This is a genomic window from Streptomyces atratus (assembly GCF_040655115.1).
GTDB classification, from domain to species: Bacteria; Actinomycetota; Actinomycetes; order Streptomycetales; family Streptomycetaceae; genus Streptomyces; species Streptomyces atratus_D.
The window spans coordinates 270808-290156 of sequence record NZ_JBFAJH010000002.1 but is presented as its reverse complement, the minus strand read 5'-3'; the positions used below and the strand labels follow the sequence as shown (position 1 = coordinate 290156).

Below are 19349 nucleotides of genomic sequence, written 5' to 3'. Positions count from 1 at the left end.
CGCGGTGACGCGATGTCTCACAATTCCTCCGTACGAACAGTCAGGGTCGAGTCGGCATCGCCGGAATCCTGGACTCGGATTGATCGAACGTCAATGGATTACGTTTGAATGATCGAAACTGCCATCGTTCGATCACGCTGGACTAGGGTCGATCCCAGGGTCGGATCACTGCGAGGGGACTGCTGCCGTGCGCGAAACTGCCGCTGAACGTCATGACCGGCTACTGGGGCTGGTACGGGAACGGGGCTCGGCCCGGGTCTCCGATCTCGCCTCCCAGCTGGGCGTCTCGCCCGTCACGGTGCGCCGGGACGTGGAGGACCTGGCGGGCCGGGGCCTGTTGGACCGGGTGCACGGATCGGTCTCCTGGCCGCAGGACCGTGCGGCGCCCGGCGCCGCCTCCGGCGCGGCCACCGGTACGAGCAGCGGCCTGGTCCTCGGTATGCTCGCGCCCTCTGCGACGTACTACTTCGCCGAGGTCATCCGCGGGGCGCACGAGGCGGCGGCCCGGGCCGGGGCCCGGTTGATCCTGCGGATCTCGGACTACCGGCCCGAGGAGGACCACGCGCGCACCGAGGGACTGCTCTCGACGGGCGCCGAGGGCCTGCTGATCGCTCCCGGCTGGCAGCATCCCGGCGACCCGGCGGCGTTCGGCGACTGGATCGCCGCGCTGCCCGTGCCCACGGTGCTGCTGGAGCGCCGGCCCGCCGCGGGCTCGCGGCTGGACGGCCTGGACCGGGTCTGCTCGGACCACGCCCACGGGGTCCTGCTCGCCGTACGCCACCTGGTGGAACTGGGCCACGGGGCACCGCTGCTGATGGCCCGCGCCGACTCCCCGACGGCGGTCGCGGTGCGGTCCGGATACACGGAGGCGCTGGCCGTGCTGGGGCTGCGCGCCCCGCAGGACGTGATCGATTCGGTACCGGCGGAGCTGGCTCCCGATGCCTTCGAGGCGGCGGTGCAGGCGCTGCGCGAGGCGGTCGGCTCGGGGGTGGCCACGGCGGCGCTGATCCACAACGACGTGGACGCGATCCAGGTGGTGCAGCGCCTGGCCGAGCTGGGCGTGCGGGTGCCGGACGACCTGGCGCTGATCGCGTACGACGACGAGGTGGCGGCGCTCGCCGACACCCCGCTGACGGCGGTGGCGCCGCCCAAGCGCGATGTGGGTCGCCATGCCACCGAACTGCTGGTGGAACGGCTGGGCGAGAGGACGGGCGCGCCGCGGCGCCATCTGACGCTGCTGCCGCAGCTGCGGGTCCGCGACTCATGCGGTTCCCCCCTCCCATGACACGCCCCCGCAGCCCTCCCCGCTGCTTCCGCCCTCCCGCTTCCGTACGTAACTTATTTGATCTTTTTTCGATCAATCAATCTTTCGCTCTTGACTTCGGTCACGACTGGTTCAAGGATCACGGCCAACGCCAATGTCGTCGCCTGTTCAGGAGCCTCGCTGTGAGCCGCAGTTCGAGCAGAACGTCCCTTGCCCTCGTCGGCGCCGCCACCGCCCTCGCCGTTCTCACGGCCTGCGGCGGCAGCGGCGACGACGACGACGACAGCGCCGCCCCCGGAAGCGACGGCAAGCCCGTCAGCATCACCTTCTGGGGCTGGACCAAGGGGTTGCGTGCTGCTGTCGGTTTGCTGAGCCGAGGTGAGTGGTGGCGTGCGGGAGTGAGTCCTGGCGGTGTATTCGCGGGGGTGGGAACGGGGGTTCTGGGGCCGAATGGGTGACCTTGGTGGCTGCTGCTCGTTGGGTCGGGTGGCAGGTGTCCGGCCTGGGAGGGGTGATGTGGTGGGTGGTCTGCGGAAATTGGCCGTTCCCGTCGTGGTGCCCGGGCCTTGCGGGGTGGCGATCCGGGACCGGCTGGGGCACCTCACCCCCCACGACGAGATGGTGCTGCGCGCGGTCGGTGCGCACCAGGGTGCGCTGGCTTCCGGTGATCTCAAGGCTCGCTGTGCGGATGGTCTGGAGCACAGCGCTCAGACGTGGGCGGCGCGTAAGCGGGAGCTGACGGCATTGTCGTCGTCGCGGATCGCGGGTGCGATCACCAAGGCCACGCACGATCAGTGGGCGCTCGCGCGCCGTGGCCAGGCGGCGCATATCCAGAAGCTGGCGGCCGGGATCAAGACGCTGCGGCACCGCCTGTCCCTCCCGATCGGGGAGAAGGGAACCAAGCGCGCGACGGGCGGTTACCAGTCGAAGAACGAGTGGTTCCGCAAGTCCCGCCGCCTCGCGGCACTCAAGGCGCGGCATGCTGCTGCTGTGGCCGACTGGCAGGCCGGGCGGGTGCGGGTGGTGCGGGGCGGTAAACGTCTCCTCAACACCCGCCACCACCTCACCCGGGCCCAGCTCACCGAAGACCAGTGGCGGGAACGGTGGGAGGCGGAACGCTGGTTCATCGCTGCCGACGGCGAGTCGGGGAAGCGGTTCGGGAACGAGACGATCCGCGTCACCCCGGACGGCGAAGTGTCCATCAAGCTGCCGGCCCCGCTCGCGCACCTGGCCAACGCCCAGCACGGCCGGTACATCCTCACCTCCCGTATCGGCTTCGCGCACCGGGGCGCGGAGTGGGCCGACCGCATCGAAGCGAACCGGGCCGTCGCCTACCGCATCCACCTCGACACGGAGCGAGGCCGCTGGTATCTCACCGCATCCTGGCAACGCCCCGTCGTCCAGACCATCCCGTTGGAGACCGCCCGCGCCCGGGGCATGATCGGCGTCGACACCAACGCCGACCACTTCGCCGCCTACCACCTCGACCGGCACGGCAACCCCATCGGCGACCCGCACCACTTCCCCTACGACCTGTCCGGCACCGCCGCTCACCGCGACGCACAGATCCGCCACGCGCTGACCCGCCTGATCAACTGGGCGGTGCGTGCCGGGGTCGCCGCGATCGGCATCGAAGACCTCGACTTCACGCCCGAGAAGACCCGGGAGAAGCACGGCCGCAAGAAGCGGTTCCGGCAGCTCATCTCCGGTATCCCGACCGGGAAGCTCAAGGCCCGGCTGGTGTCGATGGCCGCTGAACACGGCCTGAGCATTGTCGCGGTCGACCCGGCCTACACCAGCATGTGGGGTGCCCAGCACTGGCAGAAACCACTGGCCACCCCACGCCGAAAGATGTCCCGTCACGATGCCGCCGGTATCGCGATCGGACGACGCGCCCTCGGACACCCGGTCCGGCGTCGGACGGCACCGCCCCCACACGACCGGAGTGATCGTGCGGGGCATCGGACCGTCCAGGCCGAACCAGGTCACCAGGGGCGTGAGGGAACCCGCCCGCCCACAACGGACCACGCCCCTGGAGGCGTGCCGCCGAGCGGGAAGCGAAAGCGGGAACCCAGTGCATCCAAAACCGTTCGGGATGCGCCCAGTACGCAACAGTGGCTCCAGGACTCACTGTTGCACACTGGTTAGGAACGGTACGCCTTCGACAAGTACGAATTCCGCGGCAAGGAGAAGCTGTTCGGCCTGGTGCTGATGGGCGTATTGGTCCCCACCACCGCGCTCGCCCTGCCGATGTATCTCCTGGCGTCCAGGACCGGCCTGGTCAACACCTACTGGTCCGTGCTGATCCCGGTCCTCGTCAACCCGTTCGGCGTCTACCTCGCCCGGGTGTTCTCCACCGGCTACATCCCGAACGAGGCGCTGGAGGCCGCCCGTATCGACGGCGCCGGCGAGCTGCGCGTCTTCTGGTCGATCGGGCTGCGCATGGTCATGCCGGGCTTCGTGACCGTCTTCCTCTTCCAGTTCACCGCGATCTGGAACAACTTCTTCCTCCCCCTCGTGATGCTGTCGGACCGCAAGCTGTTCCCGCTGAGCCTGGGTCTGTACTCCTGGAACACCAACACCCACGGCGAGCCGAGCTTCTATCCGCTCGTCGTCACCGGATCCCTCCTCGCCGTGATCCCCCTGATCGTCGCCTTCGTCTCCCTGCAGCGGCACTGGAAGGCGGGTCTGACCGCCGGAAGCGTCAAGTGACCGTTGCCCGCCCCCTGAGCCGAGCGCCCTTTGAGGAGTCCGAGTTCCACCATGCCCCACGCCACTGACAACCGGCCGAAAGCCCTGCTGGCGATGGGCCCCGGCATCGCCGACCGGCTCCTCGCCGACCGCCACCGCGCACGGCTGGCCGCCCTCACCCGTACGGATCCCCGATTCGTCGCCCACGACCTGGCCGACCCGGCACCGGAGACGGCCGCCGCGCTCGCCGAGACCGAGGTGCTGCTCACCTGCTGGGGTGCGACGCCGCTGACTGCGGAGGTGCTGAACGGCGCGCCGCGGCTGCGGGCCGTGGTGCACGCGGCCGGTTCCGTGAAGCACCACATCACGGACGCCTGCTGGGAACGCGGGATCGCCGTCACCTCGGCGGCCGGAGCCAATGCGCTGCCCGTCGCCGAGTTCACCCTTGCCGCGATCCTCTTCGCGGGCAAGCGGGTGCTGCAGGCCGCGCAGCGTTACGCCGCCCTGCGCACCGGCCACGACTGGCTCCAGGAGCTCGACGGCTCCGGCAACTACCGCCGTACCGTCGGCATCATCGGCGCATCCCGCATCGGCCGACGGGTGATCGAGCTGCTGCGCCCCTTCGACCTGGACGTCCTGTTGTACGACCCGTACGTCGACGCGGCGGAGGCGGCCCGGCTGGGCGTACGGCTCGCGGCGCTGGACGAGCTGTGCGCACGCAGCTCCGTCGTCTCCGTGCATGCGCCGCAGCTGCCGGAGACGCACCATCTGATCGGCGCCGCGCAGCTGGCGGCGATGGCGACGGGCACGACGCTGATCAACACGGCGCGCGGGTCGCTGATCGACGAGCACTCCTTGCTTCCGGAGCTGCGGAGCGGGCGACTGCACGCGGTGCTGGATGTGACGGATCCCGAACTTCCGCCCGCGCTCTCGCCGTTGTACGAGCTGCCGAATGTGCTGCTCACTCCGCACATCGCGGGGTCGCTGGGCGATGAGCTGCACCGGATGGCCGACCATGCGCTCGACGAGATGGAGCGGTTCGCGTCCGGTCTGCCCTTCGCGGACCCCGTGCACGCCGGAAGCCTGCAGCACTCGGCCTGAGCCCAGAACGTCGAAAGCCCCCCATCTCACTAAACTGGAAGAATCCCACCCACACTGCAGGACCGGGAGACGCCATGAGATTCGTACAAGTAATCGACTGCAAGACGGAGCGGTTCGACGACATGGACCGCCTCATGGACGAATGGGTCGAACGGACCAAGGGCACCCGGACGGCCACGCACAGCCTCATCGGCAAGGACCGCTCCGACGGGTCCCACTTCGTCGAGATCGTCGAATTCCCTTCGTACGAAGATGCGATGGCGAACTCGAAGCTGCCGGAGACCGACCAGATCTTCCAGGAGATGGTGGCGCTCTGCGAAGGGATGCCCACCTTCACCGACCTCGATGTGGTCCGTGACGAACAGTTGAACCAGACACTGTCGCGCCGGTTCTTCCACGAGATCGCCGTCGGGGGCAACCTCGAAGCCATCGACGAGGTCTTCGCGCCCGACTACATCGACCACGACGTCGCCAAGGAGCAGGACACCGTGATCGGGTCCGACTCCCTGAAGAACGACGTGATCCGATGGCGCGCGGCCTTCGACTTCACCCTCAGTCTGGACCGGCAGGTCTGCGAGGGTGACGACGTCGTGACGCTGTGGACCTGGACCGGCACCCACGAGGGTGACTTCATGGGAATCGCCCCCACGGGCAGGCAGTGCACCATGACGGGCACCACGATCTTCCGGTTCAAGGACGGCAGGATCCAGGAAGGCTGGTGGCACGAGGACCTCCTCGGCCTGATGCGCCAGCTCGGCGCGCTCGACTGATCCGTCTGCACAGGACAGCCGAAGGCCCCCGTTCCCAGCGCTGAACAGCGGGGACGGGGGCCTTGTGCGGCTGTGAGCCGAGGTGGCAGCGCGTCAGTGCGAGTGACCGTGGCCGCCGTGACCGGCGTCGGCCTCTTCCTCGGCCGGCTTCTCGACGACCAGGGTCTCGGTCGTCAGCAGCAGCGACGCGATGGACGCGGCGTTCTCCAGCGCGGAGCGGGTGACCTTGACCGGGTCGATGACGCCGGCCTTCACCAGGTCGCCGTACTCGCCCGTCGCGGCGTTGAAGCCCTGGCCCTTGTCGAGCTCGGCGACCTTCGAGGTGATGACGTAACCCTCGAGGCCGGCGTTCTCGGCGATCCAGCGCAGCGGCTCGACCGCGGCGCGACGCACGACCGCGACGCCGGTGGCCTCGTCGCCGGTCTTGTCGAGGTTGCCCTCGAGGACCTTGACGGCGTGGACCAGAGCGGAGCCACCACCGGAGACAATGCCCTCCTCGACCGCGGCGCGGGTCGCGGAGATGGCGTCCTCCAGACGGTGCTTCTTCTCCTTGAGCTCCACCTCGGTGGCGGCACCGACACGGATCACGCACACGCCGCCGGCCAGCTTCGCGAGGCGCTCCTGGAGCTTCTCGCGGTCCCAGTCGGAGTCCGTGGCGTCGATCTCGGCCTTGATCTGGTTGACCCGGCCCTTGACGTCGCCGGGCTCGCCGCCGCCGTCCACGATGGTCGTGTCGTCCTTGGAGACGGTGACACGGCGGGCGGTGCCCAGCACGTCCAGACCGGCCTGGTCGAGCTTGAGGCCGACCTCCTCGGCGATGACGGTCGCACCGGTGAGGGTGGCGATGTCGCCGAGCATGGCCTTGCGACGGTCACCGAAGCCCGGGGCCTTCACCGCGACGGCGTTGAAGGTGCCACGGATCTTGTTGACGACCAGGGTCGACAGGGCCTCGCCCTCGACGTCCTCGGCGATGATCAGCAGCGGCTTGGAGCCACCGGCCTGGATGACCTTCTCCAGCAGCGGGAGCAGCTCCTGGATCGAGCCGATCTTGCCTTGGTGGATCAGGATGTACGGGTCGTCGAGGACGGCCTCCATACGCTCCTGGTCGGTCACCATGTACGGGGACAGGTAACCCTTGTCGAACGCCATGCCCTCGGTGAACTCGAGGTCCAGACCGAAGGTGTTGGACTCCTCGACGGTGATGACACCGTCCTTGCCGACCTTGTCCATCGCGTCCGCGATGAGCTCGCCGACCTGCGAGTCCTGCGCGGAGAGCGCGGCCACGGCGGCGATGTCGGACTTGTCGTCGATCGGTCGGGCGGTCGCGAGGAGCTCCTCGGACACAGCCTTGACCGCGGCGTCGATGCCCTTCTTGAGGGCGGCCGGGGAGGCACCCGCGGCCACGTTGCGCAGGCCCTCGCGGACGAGCGCCTGGGCGAGCACGGTGGCGGTGGTGGTGCCGTCACCCGCCACGTCGTTGGTCTTGGTCGCCACCTCCTTCACCAGCTGGGCGCCGAGGTTCTCGTACGGGTCGTCGAGCTCGACCTCGCGCGCGATGGTGACACCGTCGTTGGTGATGGTGGGAGCGCCGAACTTCTTGTCGATGACGACGTTGCGGCCCTTGGGGCCGATCGTCACCTTGACCGTGTCGGCAAGCTTGTTGACGCCGCGCTCAAGGGCGCGACGGGCGTCCTCGTCGAACTTCAGAATCTTCGCCATGGCAGCTGAACTGTCCTCTCGAACGAACTGCGCCCCTGACCGCCCGGCTTGTTATCTCGCAGGGGACCAGGGGCGCAGAACGGAAGCAAACGTGTGTGAATTACTTCTCGATGATCGCGAGCACGTCGCGAGCCGAGAGGACGAGGTAATCCTCGCCGTTGTACTTCACCTCGGTGCCGCCGTACTTGCTGTACAGCACGACGTCACCGGTGTTGACGTCGAGCGGCAGACGCTCGCCGTTCTCGAAGCGGCCCGGGCCCACGGCCAGGACGACGCCCTCCTGGGGCTTCTCCTTGGCGGTGTCCGGGATGACCAGGCCAGAGGCCGTGGTCTGCTCGGCGTCGAGCGGCTGGACCACAATGCGGTCCTCAAGCGGCTTGATGGCAACCTTGGAGCTGGTGGTCGTCACGATCCGGCCTCCCCCTTCGGAGATCTCGGGGTTAACTGCGGGGTTAACTGTCTGGGGTGGCGATCAGATGGGTCCGTCGTCGCGGGTGCCGGACCTGCCGATCGCACAGTACTGCTGGCACTCTCCACTGGGGAGTGCCAGAGCTGAGACTATGACCGCGATTAGCACTCGGTCAAGCGGAGTGCCAATTCAGTGCGGTCGTGGCGTCACAGCACCGGATCGTCTCGATCGGGACAACGTACGGGGAACGCAGGAACGGACCGCACCGTTCCGTACGACGGCGGGAGATGCCGGACGTCGCCCCCGCGTCGGCGCCCCGTCGTCGGGACAGGTCCCCACATCGGCGAGGCGGCCGAACCGCCGCCGATGGACCGGGGCGGGGCCCTTGACCGCCTTCCGGGGCGATCACCCGGGTGGCCGTCGCGATCACCGTCGCGCTGCCGCGCGTGCGTGACGGTGCGGACCGGGGACTGCGACTACCGTCGCTCGCAGTCCATCCCCGCACCCACTCCGCCGGACGGCACCGGCCGGTCCGGCCACCAGCGTCTCAGCGGCGGAGACAACCGCGCGTGCCCGGAATCCTGCGACCGACCCCGTCGGCCGCAGGAGACGACGACCATCGACCCCGCCGCCCCGTGATCACCCCGCACACCCGCCCGCCGCTCCGACTCCCGCCCCGCCGCCGGTCCCGGCGTCGGGTGCGGCCGGCTCACCTTCTGCGCGGCCTTCAGGCCCAGTCGTTCGATCGGGTCGACCGACTGCGCGCACCCGGCGGTGGCGACCAGGAGCGCACCGGTTGCCAGCAGTCCGGCGAGCAGCCGGTGCGCCCTTCTCATACGTAGTCCTCCAGCCGGGCCACGGCGTACCCCTTGTCCGTGATGGTCTTCATGACCGCGCGGATCAGGTCGGCCATGGAGCCGCCCCAGTCCTTACGGCCCCTGAAGTGCGTGAGGATGATGTCGCCGGGGTGCAGATCGCGGTCCGGCTCGCGCCACTCCATGCGGTCGGGGAACGCCTCCTCGGCCCAGAGGAGCACGGCCCTGATGCCACAGGACTGCGCGATGCGCAGTGTGTCCCCGTTGTAGGTGCCGTACGGCGGGCGGAAGAGGGTGGGCCGCCTGCCGAACTCCTTCTCGATGATGTCCTGCTGGCCGCAGATCTCGCTCTTCTGCTCACTGGAGGAAAGGCCGCGCAGGTAGGGGTGGTTGAGCGTGTGATTGTTGAGCGTGACGCCCCGGTTCTGCATCTCCTTGAAGTAGCCGTAGTCGTTGCGGACCAGGTAGTCGCTGAGGAATGCGCTGTACGGGATGTCGAGCTCGGCCATCATCCGCAACAGCTCGGGGTCCTTGTTGTCGCCGTCGTCCAGCAAGACGATGCGTTCCCCGGTGGGGACGGTGGTGATGACGGGTGGCAGCGAGTCGTCGCCGCCCTCGACCTCGAACCCCTTGCGGGTGGTGAGGCGCGGTTTCCCGGCGGGCGGTGCGGGAGGGGCCAGCGGTGTGTCGGCCAGCCCCCACTTCCTGGCCGCCACCGCGCGTGCGGCCTGCGTCCGCTGGGCGGGGCCGCCCGGATGGCCGGCGGCGGGTCCGGCCGCCCCGTGCCCGCCGCCGGACTCGGACGCGCAGCCGGAGGCGGCCGCGGCGACCAGGAGTGCGGCCAGGACCACATGGCCCGGTCCGCGCCGCATCGCGCCCAGTCCATGCCTCCTTACGCGTAAATCTTCCTTTTGTCGTACATCCTGCATGGTTTCGCATACTGTCAGTGGCTGCTCGACCGCTCCGGCCGACACCGCCGCCGGGCCCGCGCGGTCCCCCGGCTGGCTCACAATGGGCCCGTGAACGCCTTCGATCCGACCGACCCGACCGACCCGCTCGCCGCCTTCACGGCCCTGCGCACACCCGAGGGCGAGGCACTCCTCGCCGAGCTGCGGGCGTACGACCCCTCCCAGGAGCTCGCCACCGCCACCCGGCTGCGCCGCAGCCATCCGGCCCCGCTGGTGTCGGCGGCGCTGGGGCAGGCGCGCCTGCGGCAGCGGGCCGTGTCGAAGTTCGGCGCCGAGGACGCGTACCGGATGTTCTTCACGCCGAACGGTGTCGAGCAGGCGACCCGTACCTCGGTCGCCACCTACCGCGCCAGGCGCTTCGCCGAAGCGGGCGTACGCAGCGTCGCCGACCTCTGCTGCGGGATCGGCGGTGACGCCCTCGCCCTCGCCCGTGCGGGCGTCCGCGTCCTCGCCGTGGACCGCGACCCGCTGACGGTCGAGGTGGCCCGCGCCAATGCCGCCGCGCTCGGTCTCGACACCCTGATCGACGTGCGCTGCGCCGATGTCACCGAGATCGACACATCCGCGTACGACGCGGTCTTCGTCGACCCGGCCCGGCGCGGCGGACGCGGCAGGATCTTCGACCCCGAGGCGTACTCACCGCCGCTCTCCTGGGCGACCGGCGCCGCGCTGGCGGCCCCCCGCGCCGCGCTGAAGATCGCCCCCGGCATCCCGCACGAGGCAATCCCGGCGCAGGCGGAGGCGGAGTGGATCTCGGACGCCGGTGATGTGAAGGAGGCGGTGCTCTGGTTCGGCGAAGGGTTCGCCCCGGGCTCGTACCGCGCCACCCTGCTCCCGGCGGGCGCCACCCTGTCGGCCCCGGCCGTGCTGCCCGCCCCGCCTGTCGGACCGGTGGGCCGCTATCTGTACGAGCCGGACGGCGCCGTCATCCGCGCCCATCTGGTCGCCGACATCGTGGCGCGGTCGGGCGGCCGGCTGGTCGACGAGACGATCGCGTACGTCACGAGCGACGAGCCGTACGACTCCCCGTACACGGCCGCGTACGAGATCACCGACCGGCTGCCCTTCAACATGAAGAAGCTGAAGGCGCTGCTGCGGGAACGGAAGGTCGGCGTCCTGACCGTCAAGAAGCGGGGCTCGGCCGTCGAACCGGAGGAGCTGCGCCGGAAGATGAAGCTGCAGGGCCCGAACGCGGCGACGGTGTTCCTGACCCGGGTCGCCGGGGCGCCGACCATGCTGATCGGCCACCCCGTGCGGCCCGGCACGCCTGAGAGCTTGTCGGGTGACCTCTGATCGGGCGGCCACGCCCTGGCACGCACGCTTCCGGCGTTGCCGAAATGCCCTGGTGGCTCCTTCCCCGAGCTCTCAGCTTCGTTCGAGCAGGGGAGACCCCGTCCAAGGCCATCCCGGCGCCTTGGAATCGCACGCACCATGCCGCGTCCGCTCTCCGATCGAAGGCCACCCGACAGGCTCTCAGACCGACCGGTCCAGAAGATATGAGCACCCATCAGTACCACTCCATGTGACACCGTTCCTGGGCGGTGGGCAGGAGTGAGCCCCGGCTCACCGGCACGCCCCGAACGGTCCTGGGCGCACTGGTCCTCGGCTTTCGCGTCCCGGTCGGCGACGCACATCCGTATGCGGTCCGTCCCGGGCGGCCGGAATCCCTACGACCTGGCCATACGGGTGTGGCCGGAGGCGACGGGGAGACCCCGAACCATCACTCCGGCGACACCGGGGTCCCGACTGCTGACGCCCCACCCGGCGTCCCAGACTGCTACCCGCACCTCACCTGGCATACCCGCAGCTCGTCACACCGTTCACCCCATCGTGTCCACGTTCGCCACAACGATGTGTCTGCCCAGCAGTTGCGAACCCTCCCCCTGCGCGGATCCTGCTACGCGGCCAGGACAGAGGCGGATTCAGCGGTGAGCACCGCCGCCGACGGAGAACAGCGGCTCGGGCCCTGGCGCCCCGACGAGCACCCTCAGCACCCAACGGCGGTGCGCGAACGCCTTGGTGACGCCGATCAGACCGAGCAGCCAGCCGATCATCCCGAGTCCCATGACGAGGGCGACCGCACCGTAGGTGTCCTCGGGGGCCTCCGCACCTGCCGGAACGGCCACGCAGGCGTACAGCCCGACCGCGCACAGCACGAACGACGACAGCATCCAGGCGAGGCTCGCGCCGGGCGCCCGCAGTCGCAGGTCACCGTCCGGATCCCGGTCCAACTCGCCCCAGGCGTCGAGCAGTCGGCGGATCTTCCGGTCGCGGCGCAGACCGACGACGACGAAGACCACCGACGGTACGACGCAGCAGGCGCCCAGAGCGGCGAGGACGACGCCGAGGACGACGCCGAAGATGTCGTACGACTCCTCGAACGTGAGGACCGCGGTCCCCACCAGCGACCAGCCGAGCGCGCACAGGGCGCCCCACAGCCACAGCACCACCAGCCGGCCGCGCCCCACATGCAGGGTGACCAGTTCACCGAGGACGACCGCCCGGTCGGCGAGCAGGGCCTCCCTGCCGGGCCAGGAGCGTATCTCGACGGGCGGAGGAGGCGGCGGCAGTGTGCGGCGAGACATGGGCCAGACCCTACCGACCGGGTGCGGGCACAGTTTCGGCGTGGCTTGCGGTGAAGCGCGCTCCAGCTCGTAACGTCCGAATGCGACCAGCTGACCGGAAGCACGCACGTAGCGAGGGAGAACCCTGTGCAGTACACGCTGTTCGGCCGGACCGGCCTGCGGGTGAGCGAGCTGAGCCTCGGCTCCATGACCATCGGCGAGGACTGGGGATGGGGCGCGGACAAGGAAACCAGCGCCCGGATCGTCGACGCGTACGCGGACGCGGGCGGCAACTTCATCGACACCGCCAACAACTACACCAACGGCAGTTCGGAGACGATCCTCGGCGAGCTGCTCGAAGGCCGCCGGGACCGGTTCGTACTCGCCACGAAGTACAGCTGCGCCACCCGCACGGGCGATGTGAACGCGGCGGGCAACCACCGGAAGAACCTGGTCCAGTCGGTGGAGGCGAGCCTCGCCCGGCTGCGTACCGACCGCATCGATGTCCTGTGGGTGCACGCGCGGGACAACTTCACCCCGGTCGAGGAGGTCATGCGCGCCCTCGACGACCTCGTACGGTCCGGCAAGGTGCTCTATCTCGGGGTGTCGGACTGGGCGGCGTGGGAGATCGCGCAGGCGAGCACGCTGGCCGAGCTGCGGGGCTGGACCTCGTTCGCCGGTTCGCAGCTGCGGTACAACCTGCTGGAGCGCACCCCGGAACGAGAACTGCTGCCGCAGGCCCGCGCCTTCGACCAGGCCGTGCTGGCGTGGAGCCCGCTCGCCGCAGGCAAACTCACCGGGAAGTACCGGCGCGGCGAAACGGGCCGGCTGGACTCGCCCGCCTTCGACAACCGGGCCGATCGCCGGGAGGAGGCGGTCCTCACCACGGTGCTGGAGGTCGCCGAACAGGGCGGCTGGAGCCCGGCGCAGGTGGCGCTGGCGTGGCTGCGCGGACGGCCCGGGAACATCATCCCGATCGTCGCCGCCACCAAGGTGAGCCAGCTCGCCGACAATCTCGCCAGTGTCGATGTCACGCTCGACGCCGACGCGATGCACCGGCTCGACGCGGCGAGCGAGGTGTCGCTCGGCTTCCCGCACGACTTCCTGCGGGAGCCGGGGGTCACGAGGAACGTGTACGGGGACCTCTGGACGGACATCACAGACCGGCGCTCGACCTACCGCCGGGCGGCGAACGAGATCCGCTAGCGGCGCAGGCGCGTACGGTGACGGCGGCCCCCTGGGGACGGCTGAACGGGGACCCGGAGCGGCCGATCGCGGCGACCGACGGGATCGCGGCGGCGCTGGTCCGACGAGGTGAGTCCGGAACGGGGACGGGCGGGGCCGGTGGCGACGGGGATCCCGCCCGTTCCGTACGGTCTCAGCTGTCCGACCGGCCGTCCGGGTACTCGCTGTACCCGTCGAGTCCGGCGTCCGCGCTGTCGTACTCGGAGTCGTCGGCGCCGTCGCCGCCCGCCCCCGACTCGGGGCTGTAGTCGTACTGGTCGGACATGATGACTCCTCTCGCGACGGGCGCCCGATGCGCCCCGGTCACGCGGTCAACGAGGCTGCCGGACCGGCCGGTGCGCCCGCGCGACCCGGGCCACCTCAGTGGCGTACAGTCCGGTCGGCCGGTAGACCGATTCCCGCCCATGGTCCGTCAGTTGCCGCTCACCGGGGCGACTTTGGGGCACGTGTCGCACACCGCGGCCCACCGGGCCCTGGTCCGCATCGGCCGGGAGCCGCCGGCCGGGCGCCGCGGACGCCGTCAGGCGTTGCGCAGCGCCTCGATGTCGAGCTTCCTCATGCCGAGCATGGCCTTCATCGCCCGGTCCGCCTTGGCCGGGTCGGGGTGGGAGAGCGCCTCGGACAGCCCGCGCGGGACGATCTGCCAGGACAGCCCGTACTTGTCCTTGAGCCAGCCGCACTGGCTCTCCTCGCCGCCGTCGGTGAGCCGGTCCCACAGCTCGTCGACCTCCGCCTGCGTCTCGCAGTCGACGGCCAGCGAGATCGCCTCGGTGAAGGGGAACTGCGGACCGCCGTTGAGCGCCACGTACTCCTGGCCGGCCAGCCGGAAGTCGACGGTCATGACGGTGCCCGGCTCACCGGGCGACGACTCGGTGTAGTGCGACACGCCGAGCACCTTCGAGTCGCCCCCGAAGACGGAGACATAGAAGTTCGCGGCCTCCTCGGCCTGGTTGTCGAACCACAGGAAGGTCTTGATCTTCTGCATGGCCTGCTCCTCGGCTGTCCGTACGGGCGTTGGCTGTGCAAGGTAGACCGGGCGGGGCGCGGAAACTCATCGCGCCGCGCCGGATCCCTTCTCCGCCCGGGCCAGCAGCAGCGCCCGCTCACGCGCGTTCCGGGTCAGTTCCGCCGCCCGCAGGAACTCCGCCCGTGCCTCGCCCGTGCGCCCCAGCCGCGCCAGCAGATCGCCGCGCACGCTCGGCAGCAGGTGGTACGTGCTCAGCGCCGGGTCCCCGGCCAGGGCGTCGACCAGCGCGAGCCCCGCCTCCGGTCCCTCCGCCGTCGAGACGGCGACCGCGCGGTTCAGCTCGACGACCGGCGACGGGGCCGCCTTCAGCAGCAGCCCGTAGAGCGTGGCGATGACCGTCCAGTCCGTCTCCTCGTACCTCACCGCGTGGGCGTGGCACGCGGCGATCGCCGCCTGCAGGGCGTACGGGCCCGGGGCGTCGCCCACCGCGTTCGCCCGCTCCAGGGCCGCGTACCCGCGCCGGATCAGCAGCCGGTCCCAGCGGGACCGGTTCTGGTCGGCGAGCAGCACGGGCGCACCCTCCGGCCCGGTCCGGGCCGCGATGCGGGACGCCTGGAGTTCCAACAGGGCCACCAGACCGTGCACTTCGGGTTCCTTGTCCATCAGTGCGGCCAGCACCCGGGCCAGCCGCAGCGCGTCCTCGCAGAGCGCCGGGCGCAGCCAGTCGTCGCCCGCGGTGGCCGAGTAACCCTCGTTGAAGATCAGATAGATGACTTCGAGGACGGAGCCGAGCCGGGCCGCGCGCTCGGGGCCGTACGGCACTTCGAAGGGAACGCCCGCCCGGCCCAGGGTGCGTTTCGCGCGGACGATGCGCTGGGCGACGGTCGGCTCGGACGCCAGGAACGCCCGGGCGATCTCGTCGGTGGTGAGTCCGCCGAGCAGCCGCAGGGTGAGCGCGATCCGGGCCTCCGTCGACAGCACGGGGTGGCAGGCGGTGAAAATCAGCCGCAGCAGGTCGTCGTCGATGCGGTCGGGGTCCTCGGCGTTGTTGAAGTCCCCCGGATCGGGCGGCGGCACGGTCTCCCAGGTCCGCCCGACCTCGGCCAGCTTCCGCGCGTACGTCTCCTTGCGGCGCACGAGATCGATCGCGCGGTGCTTGGCGGTGGCCATGAGCCAGGCGCCCGGTCTGTCCGGGACACCCGACTCCGGCCACTGCTCCAGCGCGGCGACCAGAGCGTCCTGCGCGAGCTCCTCGGCGATGCCGACGTCCCGCACGATGCGGGCGACACCGGCGATGATCCGCGCGGACTCGATCCTGAATACCGCCTCGACCGCCTGCGTCGCGCTTGCTTCCGTCACGGCCACCCATCAGAGCAGCCGTACCGGGGCGGAGCAAGCGCGGCACTAGTGCCGTGACCGGCAATGTTTGCCCCATCAGGAGCGTCGTCCGGTGCGTGCGATCGCAAGGCGGCCGGAAGTCCTTGGATGGGGTCTCCCCTGCTCGAACGGAGTTGAGAGCTTGGGGAAGGAGCTACCAGGGCTTTTGGCCAACGCGGCGAGCGTGCGTGCCGGACGGTGCGACGGGGCAAAGCTTGCCGGGAGGGGCACTAGCTCTCGGCGATCTCACGGACCTCGGAGGTGACGGTCCAGTTCTTCGGGTGGATCTCCAGGAACCGCTTGGTCCACTCCAGCGCCTCGGCCATGTCCTTGCACTGGGTGATGGCGTAGCCGCCGACGACTTCCTTCGTCTCGGTGAAGGGCCCGTCGGTGTAGCTCAGCTTGCCGCCCTCCCAGGTGACCCGGGTCCCCTGCGAGGTGGGGGTGAGCCCGGCGGTCTCCAGCATGACCCCGGCCTTGGTGATCTCCTCGAAGAGCGCGCCCATGCGCGCCTCGAAGTCGGGGTCGGGGGCCTCGGAGGGGAGGTTCTGCTCATCGATGCGGATCATCGACAGGAAGCGCGGCATGGTGACTCCTCGGTACAGGAGGGCGGGGGCTTTCCCTGCTTCTCACCCTTGCGTCGAACGGGAGACGCCGCAATCGACACACTCGCCCGAAGAAATTGAAGAAGTTTCCGGGAGACTTCTCCGGACTACCGCAGGGACGCCCACAGCTTGCTCGCGGCCGGTTCCCGCGCCACCACCCGTTGGGGTCGGACGGGGCGGCGACGACGGGCAAGCGTCTCTTCTCTCCGGTCACGTCGAGGAACGTAGGTCCGCATGATCACGGCGGGAACCGTTGTTCGGTTTTCCTTCGGAAAATCTCAGGATCCCTTGAGTTTTCTCATGTTCCGCCGGTGGAGTCGCCGACTGCCTCGAACCGCCAGCGGTGCACCGCCCGGGTGATCAAATCGGCTGCGGGTTCGGGCAGCTCGGGCAGCTCGGCGTCGTATGCCGCCTCCCACCAGGTGATGACCAGCACCCGGTCCTGCGGGGCGCGCAGCAGCTCGTACCGCAGCGGCTCGCCCGCCAGCTCACCGGCGCGGGCCCGGGCCCACTCCAGCAGTTCGGCGCCCCGGCCGACCACGGCCCGGGCCTCCCACATGAGGGCGACGGTCATGAGTAGAGGTTGTCCTTGCTGATCTCATGCACATGGTCGTGGTCGTGGGCGTGCGCGCTGCCCGGCACATGCGAGTCCGTCACCGGCAGCGACGAGTCCGCCGACAGTTCCAGGTCGGACGGGGGACGGTTGCGCGCCACCATCTCGGCGCCCAGAGCCGCGACCATCGCCCCGTTGTCCGTGCACAGTCCGGGCCGCGGCACCCGCAGCCGGATACCGGCCCGCTCGCACCGCTCCTCGGCGAGCGCCCGCAGCCGCGAGTTGGCCGCGACGCCGCCGCCGATCATCAGGTGGTCGACGCCCTCGTCCTTGCAGGCCCGGACGGCCTTCCGGGTGAGCACATCGACGACCGCCTCCTGGAAGGACGCCGCCACGTCGCGTACCGGCACCTCCTCGCCCGCGGCCCGCTTCGCCTCGATCCAGCGGGCGACGGACGTCTTCAGACCGGAGAAGGAGAAGTCGTACGCGGGGTCGCGCGAGCCGCTCAGTCCGCGCGGGAACGCGATCGCCCTGGGATCGCCCTCCTTCGCCAGCCGGTCGATGACCGGGCCGCCGGGGAAGCCGAGGTTCAGCACCCGGGCGATCTTGTCGAACGCCTCGCCCGCCGCGTCGTCGATGGTCGCGCCCAGCGGCCGTACGTCGTCGGTGATGTCCGGCGCGAGCAGCAGCGAGGAGTGGCCGCCGCTGACCAGCAGCGCCATCGTCGGCTCGGGCAGCGGGCCGTGCTCCAGCTGGTCGACGCAGATGTGCGAGGCCAGGTGGTTCACCCCGTACAGCGGCTTGTTCAGGGCGTACGCGTACGCCTTCGCCGCCGAGACGCCGACGAGCAGCGCGCCCGCCAGCCCGGGGCCGGCGGTGACGGCGATGCCGTCGAGGTCGCGGGCGCTGACGCCCGCCTCCTTCAGGGCGCGTTCGATGGTCGGGACCATCGCCTCCAGGTGCGCGCGGGAGGCGATCTCCGGGACGACGCCACCGTAGCGGGCGTGGGTGTCGACGCTGGACGCGACGGCGTCCGCGAGCAGCGTCGTACCGCGGACGATGCCGACGCCGGTCTCGTCGCAGGAGGTCTCGATGCCGAGTACGAGCGGTTCGTCAGCCATCAGTCAGTCCCAGTTTCCTGTACGTGCTCTGGTGCGGGTTCTTGTACGTGGAGGCGCATGACGAGCGCGTCGACATTGCCCGGCTGGTAGTAGCCGCGGCGGAAGCCGATCGGTTCGAAGCCGAAGCGTTCGTACAGCCTCTGCGCACGCGTGTTGTCGACCCGGACTTCGAGGAGCACCTCCGCGCATTCGAAGGCCGTGGCGTGCTTCAGCAGATCGGTGAGGAGTTCGGAGCCCAGCCCGCCGCCCCAGTGGTCGCGGGTGACGCCGATCGTCTGGACGTCGCCGAGGTCACCGGCGGCGGCGAGTCCCGCGTACCCGACGATCCGCCCGGTTTCCGGGGACTCGGCGACGACATAGCGGCGGGTGGCCCGCAGCCCGCGGGCGTGCGCCAGCTCGGACCAGAACATGCCGGCCGACCAGGCGTCCTCCGGGAACAGCTCGTGTTCGAGCTGCAGCACCGGGTCGATGTCCCACCAGCGCATCTCACGCAGTTCGGCAGTCCGGCTCGTCACTTCGGGGTGACCACCTTGTAGTTCTTCGGGACCTGGGCGTCGGGCCGGCGCAGATACAGCGGCTGCGGCGGCAGCAGCTCCGCTCCCGCGGCGAGCCGCTCGGCGGCCAGGGCGGCGAGCGCACCGGCGCTGACGTGCTCGGGACCGCGGGCGTCCGGGAACGCGTCGGGGTAGAGCACCGCGCCCGCCCCGACCACCGGGAGCCCGGCGAGCTGTTGGGCGATGTCGGCGGGACGGTCGACGGCGGGTTCGCCGACGCGGGTACGGGGGTCCTCGTACCGCGCCCAGTAGACCTCCTTGCGGCGGGCGTCCGTGGCCACGGCGAACGGGCCCTCCAGGCCGCCCTGCCCGGCGGCGTACGCGAGGCCGTCCAGCGTGCACAGCCCGTGCACCGGTACGGACAGCGCCGAGCCGAACGTCGCGGCGGTCACCAGACCGACCCGCAGACCGGTGTACGGGCCGGGGCCGACGCCCACGACCACACCGGTCACGGCGTCGAGTCTCACCCCGGCCTCGCCGAGGACCCGGTCGACGGCGGGCAGCAGCAGCTCCCCGTGCCTTCGGGCGTCGACCTGACCCGACTCGGCGACGACGGAGTTCCCGTCGTGCAGGGCGACGGTGACGGCGGGGGTGGCGGTATCCACGGCGAGCAAGAGCACGCAAAC

General features: G+C 70.3%; 20 protein-coding genes and 1 pseudogene. 8 read left to right on the top strand and 13 right to left on the bottom strand.

The window, feature by feature from the left end:
- The first annotated feature begins 187 nt into the window (after positions 1-187).
- The 6 genes and pseudogenes from AB0I23_RS04430 to AB0I23_RS04405 all read left to right on the top strand — a co-directional run bounded on the left by AB0I23_RS04430 (position 188) and on the right by AB0I23_RS04405 (position 5826).
- A complete protein-coding gene (locus AB0I23_RS04430) occupies positions 188-1285 on the top strand; it encodes a substrate-binding domain-containing protein (RefSeq protein WP_359106681.1) in 1098 nt (365 codons plus the stop codon).
- A 161-nt stretch (positions 1286-1446) separates the two neighbouring features.
- Positions 1447-1722, top strand: a complete 276-nt coding sequence (locus AB0I23_RS04425) for a hypothetical protein (protein WP_359106679.1) — start codon at positions 1447-1449, stop codon at positions 1720-1722.
- A 61-nt stretch (positions 1723-1783) separates the two neighbouring features.
- A complete protein-coding gene (locus tag AB0I23_RS04420; protein WP_359106677.1) occupies positions 1784-3412 on the top strand; it encodes an IS200/IS605 family accessory protein TnpB-related protein in 1629 nt (542 codons plus the stop codon).
- Between the two features lie 6 nt (positions 3413-3418).
- A pseudogene (locus AB0I23_RS04415) lies at positions 3419-3976 on the top strand (carbohydrate ABC transporter permease); the annotation flags it as partial.
- A 51-nt stretch (positions 3977-4027) separates the two neighbouring features.
- Positions 4028-5056 carry a hydroxyacid dehydrogenase gene (locus AB0I23_RS04410; RefSeq protein ID WP_359106676.1) on the top strand — a complete coding sequence of 343 codons (1029 nt, stop codon included), beginning with the start codon at positions 4028-4030 and terminating at the stop codon, positions 5054-5056.
- Between the two features lie 74 nt (positions 5057-5130).
- The gene (locus AB0I23_RS04405) at positions 5131-5826 is read left to right on the top strand and encodes an ester cyclase (protein ID WP_359106675.1); all 696 of its coding nucleotides are present in this window, start codon (positions 5131-5133) and stop codon (positions 5824-5826) included.
- A 93-nt stretch (positions 5827-5919) separates the two neighbouring features.
- Here the strand turns inward: AB0I23_RS04405 and groL are convergent, their stop codons facing one another.
- The 4 genes from groL to AB0I23_RS04385 form a co-directional block, all read right to left on the bottom strand.
- Positions 5920-7545: a chaperonin GroEL gene (groL, locus tag AB0I23_RS04400; protein ID WP_037688102.1), complete on the bottom strand. Its 1626-nt coding sequence runs from the start codon at positions 7543-7545 to the stop codon at positions 5920-5922.
- 100 nt (positions 7546-7645) lie between these two features.
- On the bottom strand, positions 7646-7954 hold the full coding sequence (gene groES / locus AB0I23_RS04395; protein WP_359106673.1) for a co-chaperone GroES: 309 nt from the start codon (positions 7952-7954) through the stop codon (positions 7646-7648).
- A 476-nt stretch (positions 7955-8430) separates the two neighbouring features.
- Positions 8431-8790, bottom strand: a complete 360-nt coding sequence (locus tag AB0I23_RS04390) for a hypothetical protein (RefSeq protein WP_359106671.1) — start codon at positions 8788-8790, stop codon at positions 8431-8433.
- Positions 8787-9698 carry a polysaccharide deacetylase family protein gene (locus AB0I23_RS04385; protein ID WP_436846869.1) on the bottom strand — a complete coding sequence of 304 codons (912 nt, stop codon included), beginning with the start codon at positions 9696-9698 and terminating at the stop codon, positions 8787-8789. The genes AB0I23_RS04390 and AB0I23_RS04385 overlap by 4 nt, the downstream gene beginning before the upstream one ends.
- Positions 9699-9788: 90 nt before the next feature.
- Here AB0I23_RS04385 and AB0I23_RS04380 point away from each other — a divergent pair, with 90 nt between their 5' ends.
- Positions 9789-11030, top strand: coding sequence for a THUMP-like domain-containing protein (locus tag AB0I23_RS04380; RefSeq protein WP_359106667.1), 1242 nt, complete (start codon positions 9789-9791; stop codon positions 11028-11030).
- A 629-nt stretch (positions 11031-11659) separates the two neighbouring features.
- On the opposite strand, the gene AB0I23_RS04375 is transcribed toward AB0I23_RS04380, so the two are convergent.
- Positions 11660-12322 (bottom strand): hypothetical protein, encoded by a 663-nt coding sequence (locus tag AB0I23_RS04375; RefSeq protein ID WP_359106665.1) that lies wholly within the window; start codon positions 12320-12322, stop codon positions 11660-11662.
- 126 nt (positions 12323-12448) lie between these two features.
- Here AB0I23_RS04375 and AB0I23_RS04370 point away from each other — a divergent pair, with 126 nt between their 5' ends.
- The gene (locus tag AB0I23_RS04370; protein WP_359106663.1) at positions 12449-13507 is read left to right on the top strand and encodes an aldo/keto reductase; all 1059 of its coding nucleotides are present in this window, start codon (positions 12449-12451) and stop codon (positions 13505-13507) included.
- A gap of 172 nt (positions 13508-13679) precedes the next feature.
- Here the strand turns inward: AB0I23_RS04370 and AB0I23_RS04365 are convergent, their stop codons facing one another.
- The 8 genes from AB0I23_RS04365 to tsaB all read right to left on the bottom strand — a co-directional run bounded on the left by AB0I23_RS04365 (position 13680) and on the right by tsaB (position 19343).
- A complete protein-coding gene (locus tag AB0I23_RS04365) occupies positions 13680-13811 on the bottom strand; it encodes a hypothetical protein (RefSeq protein WP_359106661.1) in 132 nt (43 codons plus the stop codon).
- Between the two features lie 255 nt (positions 13812-14066).
- Positions 14067-14531 (bottom strand): VOC family protein, encoded by a 465-nt coding sequence (locus AB0I23_RS04360; RefSeq protein WP_359106660.1) that lies wholly within the window; start codon positions 14529-14531, stop codon positions 14067-14069.
- A gap of 66 nt (positions 14532-14597) precedes the next feature.
- The gene (locus AB0I23_RS04355; protein WP_359106658.1) at positions 14598-15878 is read right to left on the bottom strand and encodes an RNA polymerase sigma factor; all 1281 of its coding nucleotides are present in this window, start codon (positions 15876-15878) and stop codon (positions 14598-14600) included.
- Positions 15879-16120: 242 nt separating this feature from the next.
- A complete protein-coding gene (locus tag AB0I23_RS04350; RefSeq protein WP_359106656.1) occupies positions 16121-16477 on the bottom strand; it encodes a YciI family protein in 357 nt (118 codons plus the stop codon).
- A 316-nt stretch (positions 16478-16793) separates the two neighbouring features.
- Positions 16794-17069 carry a hypothetical protein gene (locus AB0I23_RS04345; RefSeq protein WP_359106654.1) on the bottom strand — a complete coding sequence of 92 codons (276 nt, stop codon included), beginning with the start codon at positions 17067-17069 and terminating at the stop codon, positions 16794-16796.
- Positions 17066-18169 (bottom strand): tRNA (adenosine(37)-N6)-threonylcarbamoyltransferase complex transferase subunit TsaD, encoded by a 1104-nt coding sequence (gene tsaD, locus AB0I23_RS04340; protein WP_359106653.1) that lies wholly within the window; start codon positions 18167-18169, stop codon positions 17066-17068. The genes AB0I23_RS04345 and tsaD overlap by 4 nt, the downstream gene beginning before the upstream one ends.
- Entirely contained in the window at positions 18169-18684 is a 516-nt protein-coding gene (rimI, locus tag AB0I23_RS04335) for a ribosomal protein S18-alanine N-acetyltransferase (protein ID WP_359106651.1), read from the bottom strand. The genes tsaD and rimI overlap by 1 nt, the downstream gene beginning before the upstream one ends.
- Positions 18681-19343: a tRNA (adenosine(37)-N6)-threonylcarbamoyltransferase complex dimerization subunit type 1 TsaB gene (gene tsaB / locus AB0I23_RS04330; protein ID WP_359106649.1), complete on the bottom strand. Its 663-nt coding sequence runs from the start codon at positions 19341-19343 to the stop codon at positions 18681-18683. The genes rimI and tsaB overlap by 4 nt, the downstream gene beginning before the upstream one ends.
- Between the last annotated feature and the right edge of the window lie 6 nt (positions 19344-19349).

Excerpts from the sequence above, each read along its gene's own strand:
- AB0I23_RS04410 (WP_359106676.1), top strand. The coding sequence starts at position 4,028 with ATGCCCCACGCCACTGACAACCGGCCGAAAGCCCTGCTGGCGATGGGC.
- AB0I23_RS04360 (WP_359106660.1), bottom strand. The coding sequence starts at position 14,531 with ATGCAGAAGATCAAGACCTTCCTGTGGTTCGACAACCAGGCCGAGGAG.
- AB0I23_RS04405 (WP_359106675.1), top strand. The coding sequence starts at position 5,131 with ATGAGATTCGTACAAGTAATCGACTGCAAGACGGAGCGGTTCGACGAC.
- AB0I23_RS04345 (WP_359106654.1), bottom strand. The coding sequence starts at position 17,069 with ATGACCGTCGCCCTCATGTGGGAGGCCCGGGCCGTGGTCGGCCGGGGC.
- AB0I23_RS04375 (WP_359106665.1), bottom strand. The coding sequence starts at position 12,322 with ATGTCTCGCCGCACACTGCCGCCGCCTCCTCCGCCCGTCGAGATACGC.
- AB0I23_RS04385 (WP_436846869.1), bottom strand. The coding sequence starts at position 9,698 with ATGCAGGATGTACGACAAAAGGAAGATTTACGCGTAAGGAGGCATGGA.
- tsaD (WP_359106653.1), bottom strand. The coding sequence starts at position 18,169 with ATGGCTGACGAACCGCTCGTACTCGGCATCGAGACCTCCTGCGACGAG.
- groL (WP_037688102.1), bottom strand. The coding sequence starts at position 7,545 with ATGGCGAAGATTCTGAAGTTCGACGAGGACGCCCGTCGCGCCCTTGAG.
- AB0I23_RS04350 (WP_359106656.1), bottom strand. The coding sequence starts at position 16,477 with ATGCCGCGCTTCCTGTCGATGATCCGCATCGATGAGCAGAACCTCCCC.
- AB0I23_RS04390 (WP_359106671.1), bottom strand. The coding sequence starts at position 8,790 with ATGAGAAGGGCGCACCGGCTGCTCGCCGGACTGCTGGCAACCGGTGCG.
- AB0I23_RS04365 (WP_359106661.1), bottom strand. The coding sequence starts at position 13,811 with ATGTCCGACCAGTACGACTACAGCCCCGAGTCGGGGGCGGGCGGCGAC.